This window comes from Agrobacterium sp. LY4 (assembly GCF_001526585.1).
In the GTDB taxonomy this organism is placed as follows: domain Bacteria; phylum Pseudomonadota; class Alphaproteobacteria; order Rhizobiales; family Rhizobiaceae; genus Agrobacterium; species Agrobacterium leguminum.
Window position 1 is genome coordinate 109,835 of the sequence record NZ_ASYA01000014.1, and the last position, 11,809, is coordinate 121,643.

An 11,809-nucleotide genomic window follows, 5' to 3' on the forward strand; every position below is an offset into this window, starting at 1 on the left:
GCTCAATGTCCTGCTGAAATGGAAATATCGGCATGGGCGATCTCATCCGCCGGCAGACCAAGTTCGGGAAGCGCGATGAGCTCCCGGCGGCTGCGCAGCGATTCGATGATGGCCAGCACGGCGATGATGGCGGAGACCGGCAAGACAATGCCGATGGTCCACATGGGGATCGGCAAGGTGGCGGCGGTCTCGTTCATCATGATCTGCTGGCGCACCAGGGTCAGACCCGTCCAGCCCATCATGCCGAAGAAGAATACCGAGGAACCGACATAGATCGGCACCGCCAGCCGCCGGAAGAAGCGGTGAAACAGCACCAGAAACACCACGACACGGGCGCTTTCAACGGTGCGGAAGCCGGCGGCGAGGCCGAGAAACACCATCCAGATGAAGAGGAAACGCGTCGCCTCCTCCGTCCAGGGAAGCGGGCTGCCGGCAAGGCGGCCGATGACCTGAAGAAGAACGACGATGAGAATGCCGGCACAGGCCGCCCCTGCGGCCACATCGGCGATGACTTTAACGATGGTGCCGAGCACCGAAGGTTTCGTATCGTTCATGACAATACCCTTCCACTGCTGAAACCGGATATCCGGTAAAAACGAATGCCACCCTGCCCTAACGGCAAGACAACCCTGCCTGACGTTGGGGAAGGCCGGATAAAAACCCGGCCTTCCCTGTGCGAAAACGTCAGTTCGTCTTGAGGAAAGCCTGCGTCTTGTCGAAGAACGCCTGATCTTTCACCAGTGCGGAGAACTTTGCCGAAAGCCCGGCCGCCACCGCCACGAAAGCCTTGCGCTCGTCGTCCGTCAGCGTGTTCACCTCCATGCCGTTCTTCTTCAGCGTTTCGAGCGACTTGTCGATATCGGCAGCGTCGTTCTGCGCCTTCCACGCTTCGGTCTCGGTGGCGGCCTCCTTCAGCGCGGTCTTGAAGTTCTCATCGAGACCTTCGAAGCGGGCCGGGTTCATTCCCAGCACCCAGGCGTCAGCAATATGGTTGCTGATCGTCAGATACTTCTGCACTTCGTAAAGCTTGGCGCTGACCGGCACGTTGACCGGATTTTCCTGTCCGTCGACGACCTTGAGCTGGAGAGCATTATAGACCTCGGCAAAGGCCATCGGCGTCGGAGCCGCCCCCATGGCGCCGAAGAATTCGACCCAGAGCGGATTGTTCGGCACGCGCAGCTTCATGCCCTTGAGATCGGCCGGCGACTTGATCGGCGCCTTGGAATTGGTGATCTGGCGCAGCGGCCGCGACCAGAGATCGAGCCCGAGAATGCCGATCTTGCTGAGATCGGTGGAAAGCTCCTTGCCGAGATCGCTGTCGAGATAGACCCTGAGCTGGTCGATATCGCGGAACTGGTAAGGAATGGCGATGGCCGTGAACTTGGGATTGAAGGTCGCGTAAAGCGAGGTCGAGTTCAACAGCATGTCCAGCGAACCGCCGGCCAGCTGCTTGACGCCCGCCGAGGGATCGCCGCCATAAAGCGTGCCGTTCGGAAACACCTTGATCTTGAGTTTGCCGTCGGTCTTTTTCGAAACGATCTCGGCAAATTTGTTGGCGGCGAGCGTGATTTCGGACGTATCCGCATCGGGTGTCGAAAGTGTCAGCGTTTCCGCCTGTGCGATGGATGCCACGAGCATGGTGGCGGCCAGAGCCAGCCCGTAAAGTTTTGAAATTTTCATGTGTTCCTCCCTTTGTTGTCTCTCAAACAGTTTCGAGCGTTCCTCCGAACGCATTCATGCGCTTAATTTCAAGGATCACACCGCTGTGATCAAGCTCGCCCGCGCCATGCTCGACCATGGAGCGGAACAGCCGGTCAACCTCCTCGCCAACCGGTAGTCTGAGGCCCCGATTTCTGGCGAAGGCCAGCGCCGTGGACGTATCCTTCACCTGATATTTCGCCGGTCCGCCGGGACGGAAATCGCCTTCCACCATGCGTTTTCCGTGCTGGCGGAAGACGGTGGAATCGGCAAAGCCGCCGAGCAGGGCGTGGCGCACCTGCGCCGGGTCTGCTCCGCCCTCTTCCACAAGGGTGAGAGCTTCGGCGACGGCGCAGATTGTCGAGGCGACGATCAGCTGGTTGGCGAGCTTGGCCAGAGAACCGCAGCCCACCGGGCCGACATGGGTGACGCGCCCCAGACAACCGAGGAGCGGCCGGAGCGCATCCACATCCTGCTGTTCGCCGCCGGCCATGATGGCGAGCGTTCCTTCGATCGCTCCCTTTTCACCGCCGGATACGGGCGCATCGACATATCTGACCCCGCATGCCCTGGCTGCCTCCGCCTGTTCCATTGCGGTCTCGACGGGAATGGAACTCATGACCAGCAACACCGCGCCGGGCTTCATGGCTGAAACGACGCCCGATGGGCCGAGCAGAACCTCGTTGCAGACCGGCCCGGAACTCAGCATGCAGAGCAGGGCATCCGCTTCAGACACAGCCTCGGCAGCCGTTGCCGCCGCCAGCACGCCCTTCTCCGCCAGAACCGCAGCTTTTTCAGCGCTGCGGTTCCAGACCTTGACGGAAAATCCGGCCTCCACCAGACGCGCCGCCATGGGAGCACCCATGATACCCGTTCCAATAACGGCGATCCGGCGAATATCTGCCATCGTCCCCATCCTTCAAAGCCATTGCCGGTTCAGGAAACGCACCGGCAGTTCTTCATCGATAAGGGCGGGAAACGCCTCGCGAAACCGGTCGAGATGCGGTGTTTTGAGGTGATCGTCGAAAGCCTGCCGGTCGTCGTAGACCTCATAGAACACCACATTATTCCCCGTTTCCGGCCGCACCACGTCGAATTGCCGGCAACCCGGTTCATCCTGAACCGAATGGGTGGCGTCATCGCGCGCGGCGTCGAGAAAGGCATCCATTGAACCGGGCTTTACCCGAAATTCCGCGATTACCACGAAAGCTCCCTTCGGCATGTCCCGTTCTCCGTCCATCACGCAGCGGCGTCTTTTTGCGGACGGAAGCGGTTTTCCATGTCCTGACGCAGCTTCACCACATCGAGGTCGTTCACCAGCTCCACATCGTCGAAGCTGACGATCTGGTCCTTCTTGATCGCGCGCTTCAGCTTGACATTATGCGCAAGACCAATCGGCAGCGCCTTGATGTCAAGGCTGCGGGTGGCCGGAATGGCGTTCGCCCAGACCGCGTATCCGCCCTCGCCGTCCAGCATCTCGCCGGGCTGCATATCCTTCTTCGCCGTGGCGACGGCATCGCCGCGAAATTCTTTCGAGCAACCGGTGGCTTCGTTACGCAGCACGGCGGAGAGCACGCTGATTGAGGTTTCGAGACCGATGATGTGGAACGGGCGCCACATGGAGGCGTACCAGCCGGACGGGTCAGTCAGCAGTCCATATTGCTTGAAGCAGGCGCGGGCATATTCATTATGCGCCTTGAAGGTGACGAAAACACCATAGCGAATGTTGTTGAACACCTCGCGTCCATCAGGCTCCTGGCTTGCGGCAATGTCGACGAGACCGGAGCGCGCCATGCGGCCGCCATCGGCAGCGGGACGGAAGACGCGGGCGAGATCGTGCAGGCCGGCGGGCGGGAAGGCCAGACCGTCATCCGGGCAATCCAGCCCCGTGCCGTTGGCGACGGCCGCCATTTCGATGGCCGCCTTGGTGCCGTCGGTGAAGGAATTGTACATTTTCGGATTGAAGTCGCCCTTGGCCACTTCCTCGTCCGTCCAGCCGAAATAACCCCAGACCGTGTCCGGCGTCGAATAACGGTAACGCGGCTCGAAATTCATGCCCTTGCCGGCGGAGACGACCTCGAAACCGGTGGCGCGCGCCCAGTCGACCAGTTCGCAGATCAGCGCCGGCTGATCGCCATAAGCCATCGAATAGATCAGGCCCTTGGCGCGGGCCTTCTCGGCAAGGATCGGCCCGACCATCACGTCGGCTTCGACGTTGACCATGACGACGTGCTTGTTGTGGTCGATGGCGCCCAGCGCATGGCGCGCGCCGGCCAGCGGATGGCCGGTGGCCTCGATCACGCATTCGATCTCGCCGCAGGCGAAAAGCTCGTTCACATCGTCGGTCACATAGGTCTTGCCGCTCTTCAGCGCCTCGGCGCAGCTCTTCGCATCGTAACGCTCCTTCGGCCAGCCGACGCGATCCAGCGATTCCTTCGCCTTGCCGACATTGAGGTCTGCGACGGCGACCATGTGGAAACCGGCGATGCGCTGCGCCTGCGCCAGCACCATGGAGCCGAACTTGCCCGCGCCGATGAGACCGACCCGCACAGGCCTGCCGCCGGCTGCACGCTCTGACAGAAGAGAATAGAGATTCATGTTTTGACATCCTTCGCTGGGGAAATTGCTGGCGAGAATGTCCAGTCAGCCCGGCGAAGGCCATGCGACACCGAGGCAGCGAAGGCTCCCCTCGCGGCACCGACGGCATGACGATCCAACGTTCCTCCCGGATACCGGCACGCCTTTGCGCCGGCTCTCGCGGTCGCCTCCCAAAGCAACCTTGAGAACAGAGTAGGAGCGTTCAAATATTAGTTCTATTTAGAAAATCAGATTCTTTGTTTAGCTTATCTAACAAATTATCAGGCCGATTTGCGCAGCATCAGATCGGCGCTGAGGAGAATGCGCTCGCGCATCCGCGTTGTGTCATCCGGCTCCTCATCGAGCTTCTGCAACAGAAGCTCGATCGACAGCCTGCCGATCTCGTTATAGTTCTGCGCCACCGTGGTAATCGGCGGGCAGGCATAACGCGACAGCGGATGATCGTCATGGCCTGCGACCCTGAGGTCATAATCCGCACCATGGCCGACCCTGATGCCCTTCTGGAAGGCGGCGGCGATGACGCCAAAGGCGATACGGTCATTGGCGCACAGAATGGTGCGCGATGGCAGAGACCCCGCCCCTTCCAGCAACCTGCCCGCTTCATCGAAGGCAAAACGCTCGAAATCCCAGGTGACAATATCCGGAACGTTGATCACCTGCGGCTCAAAACCAAGGCGCCGCATGGCCTCCTCATAGGCGGTGCGACGCGTGGCGGCATTGGTATTGACCTGCGGCATGTCGAAGAAACAGGGCGGCTCGCCCGAGCGGCAGAGATAATCCACCATCAGCCCGACACTCTGGCGGTTGTCGGTGCCGACAAAGGCCGAGGTCTCGTCCAGCGGTGAATCGACATAAACGATCGGAATGCTGGCGGCGAGCTGCTCCAGCGTGGCGCGGTGGGATTTGACCCCGAGCGGCGCGATGATCGCGCCGGCGACATTCATCGACTTGAAAGTGCGGATGGCGCGGTCTTCGATTTCCGCCTTGCCATCCGATGACAGCACGAAAGCAAGGAAGCCCGCCTCGTTGGCGATGAGCTCGATGCGGCTCGTCAGCGCCATATAGAAAGGATCGGTGGAATTCGGGATGATGATGCCGATGATATTGGAGCGGCGGCGGTTGAGATTGACGGCGAAAATATTGGGCCTGAAGCCCGATTTCTTCAGCGCATCCTCGATGGCATCCCGCGTCTTCTTGCGGACCGAGGCCGGATCATTGAAGTATTTCGAAACAGTCGGGCGCGAAAGGCCGACGAATTCCGAAAACTCTTCCATCGTCCTGATAGATTTGGCCAAAGTGCTTGCCCCCATGAGATATTACATGTGGTACTTTATATCGACCGGCCTTCGCACGAAAAGCCGGTCGACTGCGGTTATCAACCACCAAACGATCATTCGGCTGCAAATTGCACTTTCATGGTGGCCGGATCGGATGGTTTCTTCGTAAAGAACGGCAGCATCTCCGAAAGCGGCAGCCGGTGCGAGACGAGCCGCGCCATGACATCACCATCCGTTTCCAGAATGGCGAGCGCCTGCGGTATGTTGCGGTTCAGCGAATGCGAACCGACAAGCTTCAGCTGACGCCGGAAGATTTCGAAGGGCGCGACCGAAATGCGGGCATCCGGCGCGCAGACGCCGAAGAACAGCGCGGTGCCGCCATCGGCAACCAGCGGGATCATCGCTTCCGCAACGGGGGCAATGCCGGTCGCATCGGCCACGACATCGAGAGACTTCTGTTGCCGCAGCAGTGCTTCCGAACCGGAAACCGCCACCTTAAGCCCGAGACCTTCGGCAAAAGCCAGCCTGCTTTCGTTGATATCGGCAATCGTCACCGTCTCGATGCCGCGCGCTTTCAGCGACAGCGCAAGCAGCAGGCCGATGGGACCGGCGCCAAAAACAAGCGCATTTTCAGCCACCGTTCCGTTCTCGCCGATACCCGCGCTCTGCATGCCGTTGACGACGCAGGCAAGCGGTTCGGCCAATGCCGCGACATGATAGGGCATGGAACCGATGCCATGCAGGTGATCGGCGCGCACCAGGCTGAATTCCGCGAAACCGCCATTATGGGAAACGCCATAGGCCTTCAGCGTGCTGCAAAGATTGGTCAGCCCCTTCCTGCAACTCGGGCAGGTGCCACAGGGCAGATTGGGATCGACCACCACCCGGTCGCCGGTCTTTATGCCCGTCACATCGGCGGCCACGGCCGCGACTTCACCGGCATATTCATGCCCCGGAATGACCGGAAAGGCACCGTCGCCATAACGCGCGTGGAGAACGTCGATATCGGTATGGCAAAGCCCCGAAGCCTTGACCCGCACGAGCGCGTGGCCCGGCGGAAGATCGGCAACGGGAACTTCCGCCAGAACGGCCTGTCCCTTCTCGACGAATTGAATGGCATGCATGGTCATCTCCGGCTTTTCAGCTCATCCAGTTGCCGCCGTCGACATTATATGTCTGGGCGAGAATATAATCGCTGTCGGAAGAGGCGAGGAAAACCGCAAGCCCCTTGATGTCATCGGGCGTCGCAAAACGGCCGATCGGCACGGATTTCGCCACCGCCGCCTTCTTCTCACCCGGCTTCAGGCCTTCCCATTTGGCGAATTCCGCATCGACCACTTCCCAGTGCTCGCCATCCACCACGCCGGGCGCAATGGCGTTGACATTGATGCCGTGCTTGACGAGCGCGAGCGCCGCCGACTGCGTGGCCGAAATGATCGCCGCCTTGGAAGCGCAATAAAGCGTGACGAGCGCCTCGCCGCGCCGGCCAGCCTGGCTCGCCATATTGATGATCTTGCCGCCGCGCGCCCGCTCGATCATCACATTGGAAACCGCCTTCATCATGAACAGCGGCCCCTTGAGATTGATGTCGAAGACCCGCTCATAACTCTGTTCGGTAATGCCATTGATCGGCGCCATATCGAAGATCGCGGCATTGTTGACGAGAATGTCGATGCCGCCGAATTCCTGATCCACCGCCTTCACCACGGCGTCGATCTCGGAAAGATCGGTCACATCCAGCTTCACGGCCTTGGCTGCAGGGCCGATGGCGGCGGCGGAAGCCGTCGCGCGGGCGATATCGATATCGGCGATAATCACCTTCGCACCTTCATCGGCAAAAGCCTGCGCGAAACCAAGGCCGATGCCGCGGGCGGCTCCGGTAATCAGCGCGACCTTGTTGTTCAATCTCATGTCGATCTCCGTGATGCATGGTGGGTAATCTGGCCATGCCCGTTTGTTGTTAGATGCTTTTCCTCACTCGCCTCATTCCTGTGCTTGTCACAGGAATCCAGCCGACACGCGTCTGCGCGGCGAGAGAGTCCTTCCAGCCCAAAGACTTGGGCTGACTGGATTCCTGTGACAGGCACAGGAATGAGGGAAGAACTGGCCCTCAATCCCCACCCATGCCGCCCGCCCCCGAAAGGCGAACGGGCGGCACGCCGGGAGGACGCGGCTACTTGATGTAGCCCGCGCGGGTCATATCACGCTCGACCTGTTTCTGTGCGCCTTCGAGCGCAGCATCGACGGTCTGCTGGCCGGAAAGGGCAGCCGCGATCTGCTGGCCGACAATCGTACCGATGGACTGGAATTCCGGTATGGCGACGAACTGCACACCGGTATAGGGCACCGGATCTTTGGTCGGCTTGGACGGATCGGCAGACATGATCGCCTTCAGCACCGTATCCGCGAAAGGCGCGGCCTTCTTGTATTCCGGCAGCTCATAGGTGGATTTGCGCGTGCCCGGCGGCACCGCCACCCAGCCTTCGCTTTCACCCACCGTCTTCACATAGGACTTCGAGGTCGCCCATTTCACGAAGGACTTGGCGGTTTCGAGCTTCTTCGTGGTGTTCGGAATGGCAAGGTTCCACGACCAGGACCAGCTCGAGCCGTTCGGCGTCGCCTCCACCGGAGCGCGCGTGAAAGCGGTCTTGTCGGCAACCTGGCTCTGCTTGGGGTCATAAACGCGGCCCGCCGCCGAAGTGGCGTCGATCCACATGGCGCAACGGCCGGATGAAAACAGCGTCTGGTTTTCGTTGAAGCCATTGGCGGCCGCACCGGGCGGGCCGTAGGAGGTCATCAGCGCCACATAATCCGAGATCGCCTTTTTCCACGGCTCGCTCGTCAGCTGCGGTTTCCAGTCCATGTCGAACCAGCGGCCGCCATAGGTGTTGATCATGGTGCCGAGGAAAGCCATGTTCTCGCCCCAGCCCGGCTTGCCGCGCAGGCATATGCCATATTGCTGCTTAGACTTGTCGGTCAGCTTGGCGGCGAAATCCTTGATCTGGTCGTAGGTCGGATTGTCAGGCATCTTCAGGCCGGCCGCATCGAACAGGTCCTTGCGGTAAAGCGTGAACGAGCTTTCGGTGTAGAACGGCACGGCGTAAAGCTTGCCGTCGACAGTCAGGCCCTTTTTGATCGGATCAAGCAGATCGGCGTAATCGTAGTCGTCGCCGAGATCGTCGACCGGCGCCAGCCAGCCCTGCTTGCCCCAGATCGGCGCCTCGTATCCGCCGATGGTCATGATGTCGAACTGGCCGCCATTGGTGGCGATATCGGTGGTGACGCGTTCGCGCAGAACATTCTCTTCCAGCACGATCCAGTTGATCTTGTTGCCCGTCTCCTTCTCCCAGGCGCTGGAAAGCTTCTGCATGATGATCATGTCGCCATTGTTGACGGTGGCGATGTTGATTTCCTCCGCCTGCGCCAGACCGGCGAAAAGGCCGATGCCAACCACGGACGATGACAGAATTCCAATAAATTTGCTCATGAGACCCGCTCCTCCTTTACGGATGTCTACGCATAACAATACATGCGTAAATTTTTTATCTCGCGAAATCCGCTCTCTTGTCAACATCCGAAAATAAATCGGAGCATGGCGATATCGTCGCGCCCACCAATAAACCACTGTTTTAAAGCGAATAATATCATAAAAAATTATTTCCAGGGGCGTCCAGCTTGCTGCGATGCAACAAAATTTTCATCATATCATATATTGACGCGCGTAAATTTTTGAATGATATCCGAAAATCAGAAGCCCTCGGGACGGCGGATTTGCATCCGCCAAAAGGACGGGAGCCGAATGCATATGGAGGAGACGATGAGGCAGACATCCGCACTGGCGCCGCACACGAAAGGCCCGACCATCACGGCGGGGGAAATCCTCGTGGAAATCATGGCGACGACGGTGGGCGACGGCTTTCTGGAGCCGCAGGCGCTGATCGGCCCCTTTCCGAGCGGCGCGCCGGCCATCTTCATCGATCAGGTGGCGCGCTGCGGCGGAGCCGCCGGCATCATTGCGGCGGTGGGTGACGATGATTTCGGCCGCCTCAATGTCGAGAGGCTGCGCGGCGACGGCGTCGACGTATCGGCCATCGCCACCATAGCCGACCGGCCGACGGGCAGCGCCTTCGTGCGTTACCGGGAAAACGGCGCACGGGACTTCGTTTTCAACATCGCCCATTCGGCGGCCAGCGAAACGCATATGACCGATGAAGCGCAGGCTCTTATCGAAAAAGCCGGCCATGTGCACGTCATGGGATCGGCCTTCGCGATTGCCGGCATCGGCGAAATCATTCTCGAAGCCATCAGACGCGTCAGGGCGCGCGGCGGCTCGGTCTCCTTCGATCCCAACATCCGCAAGGAACTGGCGCAGGGCGATGCCGGCCGCAGGCTGATCGACGATCTGCTTGGTGTCACCGATCTTCTCCTGCCCTCCGGCGAGGAGCTTCAGGCAGCCTCCGGTCTGGACGACGAGGAGGCAGCAATCGAAAAGCTGCTTGCCTCCGGTATCGGCGAGATCGTGCTGAAGCGCGGTGCGGATGGCGCAAGCCATTTCAGCCGCGCCCATGGGCGCATCGACGTCCCCGGCTTGCGGGTCCGCGAAATCGACCCGACCGGTGCCGGCGACTGTTTCGGTGCGACCTACCTCACCTGCCGCCGCCTCAGCATGCACCCGCAAAAGGCGCTCGCCTATGCCAATGCCGCCGGCGCGCACAATGTCACCCGCCGCGGCCCGATGGAGGGCGCCGCCAGCCTTTCCGAACTCGATGCCTTTCTGGCCGCGCAACTGTCGGAGGAAATCCTGTGACCGATATACTCGAAAATCTCGCCGCCGCGCGCCGCTCCGGCAAGCCCGCCGGCATAACCTCCGTCTGCTCCGCCCATCCCGTTGTTCTGCGCGCCGCAATCCGCCGTGCCGCCGCCGGCAGGACACCGGTGCTGATCGAGGCAACCTGCAATCAAGTCAATCATCTCGGCGGTTATACCGGCATGACGCCACGGGACTTCGTCAGCTTCGTCAACAGCATTGCCGAGGAAGAAGGGTTGCCCCGCGAACTGGTGATTTTTGGCGGAGACCATCTCGGCCCCAATCCCTGGCGCAAGGAAACGGCCGAGGAGGCGCTGACAAAAGCCGCCGCCATGGTCGAGGCCTATGTGACGGCGGGTTTTCGCAAGATCCATCTCGATGCCTCGATGGGCTGCGCCGGTGAACCGGCGGCGCTGGACGACGACACGATAGCCAACCGCGCCGCCAAACTTGCGGCCGTCGCCGAAAAGGCCGCCACGGCCGCCGGCCTGCCGAAACCGCTTTATATTCTCGGCACCGAGGTGCCGGTGCCGGGCGGGGCAGACCATGTGCTCGACACGGTCGCGCCGACGCAGCCGCAGGCAGCGCGCCAGACGATCGACCTTCACCGCGAAATATTCGCGCGACACGGCCTTTCCGATGCGTTCGAGCGGGTCATCGCCTTTGTCGTGCAGCCCGGCGTGGAATTCGGCAGCGACAATGTCGTCGCTTACGACCCGCAAGCGGCCACCGCCTTGAGCGCCGTGCTGGACGCCGAACCGCAACTGGTCTTCGAGGCCCATTCCACCGATTACCAGACGCAGGCCGCCCTCACGACATTGGTATGCGATGGATACCCCATCCTGAAAGTAGGCCCCGGCCTGACCTTCGCCTATCGCGAGGCACTTTACGCTCTCGACATGATCGCCTCCGAGATGATCGGCGACTATGGCGACCGTCCTTTGGCGCGGACCATGGAGAAGCTGATGCTTTCCTCACCCGGCGACTGGCGCGGACATTATCATGGCGATGACATCACGCTGCGATTGCAGCGCCACTACAGCTACAGCGATCGCATCCGCTATTACTGGACGCGTCCGGAAGCGCTTGCGGCCGTTTCCGCCTTGCATAAGGCGCTGGATGGGAAGACAATTCCCGAACCCCTGCTGCGCCAGTATCTCGGCGAATTGCCGCTCGCGGCAGTTGCAGGAAAGGATATGGAGGAGGTTCTGGTCGCGGCAGTGGATCAGGTGCTAGCGACCTACCATGCGGCAACCGGCGAAGATCGTCACTAAGACAATCGTTAAATTCGGATGCCCCGGCGGGAGACGTTGCGGGTATCGGTCAGGGAGGGGAAACTCATGGCAACCCGAAACACAAGCGGATTAGCGCGGGTTATGCTTGCGCCATCGGTGCTGTTGTTGCTGGTGTGGATGATCGTGCCTCTGGC

11 protein-coding genes and 1 pseudogene are annotated in these 11,809 nt (G+C 60.6%); 3 read left to right on the top strand and 9 right to left on the bottom strand.

Annotated elements, in window-relative coordinates; translation table 11 throughout:
* Positions 1 to 2: 2 nt before the first annotated feature.
* From L904_RS14790 to L904_RS14830, 9 genes are all read right to left on the bottom strand, one after another.
* On the bottom strand, positions 3 to 554 hold the full coding sequence (locus tag L904_RS14790; RefSeq protein ID WP_020812271.1) for a TRAP transporter small permease: 552 nt from the start codon (positions 552 to 554) through the stop codon (positions 3 to 5).
* A 130-nt stretch (positions 555 to 684) separates the two neighbouring features.
* Positions 685 to 1,680, bottom strand: a complete 996-nt coding sequence (locus L904_RS14795; protein ID WP_020812272.1) for a DctP family TRAP transporter solute-binding subunit — start codon at positions 1,678 to 1,680, stop codon at positions 685 to 687.
* 22 nt (positions 1,681 to 1,702) lie between these two features.
* Entirely contained in the window at positions 1,703 to 2,605 is a 903-nt protein-coding gene (locus tag L904_RS14800; RefSeq protein ID WP_020812273.1) for an NAD(P)-dependent oxidoreductase, read from the bottom strand.
* Positions 2,606 to 2,617: 12 nt separating this feature from the next.
* Complete coding sequence (locus L904_RS14805; RefSeq protein WP_035259684.1) at positions 2,618 to 2,920, bottom strand: putative quinol monooxygenase; 303 nt, start codon at positions 2,918 to 2,920, stop codon at positions 2,618 to 2,620.
* A 17-nt stretch (positions 2,921 to 2,937) separates the two neighbouring features.
* Positions 2,938 to 4,296, bottom strand: a complete 1,359-nt coding sequence (locus L904_RS14810) for an NAD(P)H-dependent oxidoreductase (RefSeq protein WP_020812275.1) — start codon at positions 4,294 to 4,296, stop codon at positions 2,938 to 2,940.
* A 260-nt stretch (positions 4,297 to 4,556) separates the two neighbouring features.
* Positions 4,557 to 5,570 (bottom strand): LacI family DNA-binding transcriptional regulator, encoded by a 1,014-nt coding sequence (locus L904_RS14815; RefSeq protein WP_031234309.1) that lies wholly within the window; start codon positions 5,568 to 5,570, stop codon positions 4,557 to 4,559.
* A 116-nt stretch (positions 5,571 to 5,686) separates the two neighbouring features.
* Positions 5,687 to 6,697, bottom strand: coding sequence for a D-altritol 5-dehydrogenase (locus tag L904_RS14820; RefSeq protein ID WP_031234310.1), 1,011 nt, complete (start codon positions 6,695 to 6,697; stop codon positions 5,687 to 5,689).
* A 16-nt stretch (positions 6,698 to 6,713) separates the two neighbouring features.
* Positions 6,714 to 7,484 (bottom strand): galactitol 2-dehydrogenase, encoded by a 771-nt coding sequence (locus L904_RS14825; protein WP_020812278.1) that lies wholly within the window; start codon positions 7,482 to 7,484, stop codon positions 6,714 to 6,716.
* 262 nt (positions 7,485 to 7,746) lie between these two features.
* On the bottom strand, positions 7,747 to 9,060 hold the full coding sequence (locus L904_RS14830; protein ID WP_020812279.1) for a sugar ABC transporter substrate-binding protein: 1,314 nt from the start codon (positions 9,058 to 9,060) through the stop codon (positions 7,747 to 7,749).
* Between the two features lie 312 nt (positions 9,061 to 9,372).
* On the opposite strand from L904_RS14830, the gene L904_RS14835 reads away from it, so the two are divergent.
* The 3 genes and pseudogenes from L904_RS14835 to L904_RS27785 form a co-directional block, all read left to right on the top strand.
* Positions 9,373 to 10,380, top strand: a complete 1,008-nt coding sequence (locus tag L904_RS14835) for a sugar kinase (RefSeq protein WP_035259835.1) — start codon at positions 9,373 to 9,375, stop codon at positions 10,378 to 10,380.
* Positions 10,377 to 11,654 carry a D-tagatose-bisphosphate aldolase, class II, non-catalytic subunit gene (locus tag L904_RS14840; RefSeq protein ID WP_020812280.1) on the top strand — a complete coding sequence of 426 codons (1,278 nt, stop codon included), beginning with the start codon at positions 10,377 to 10,379 and terminating at the stop codon, positions 11,652 to 11,654. Before L904_RS14835 ends, L904_RS14840 begins: the two co-directional genes overlap by 4 nt.
* Before the next feature lie 66 nt (positions 11,655 to 11,720).
* Positions 11,721 to 11,809, top strand: a pseudogene (locus tag L904_RS27785) (sugar ABC transporter permease); the annotation flags it as partial.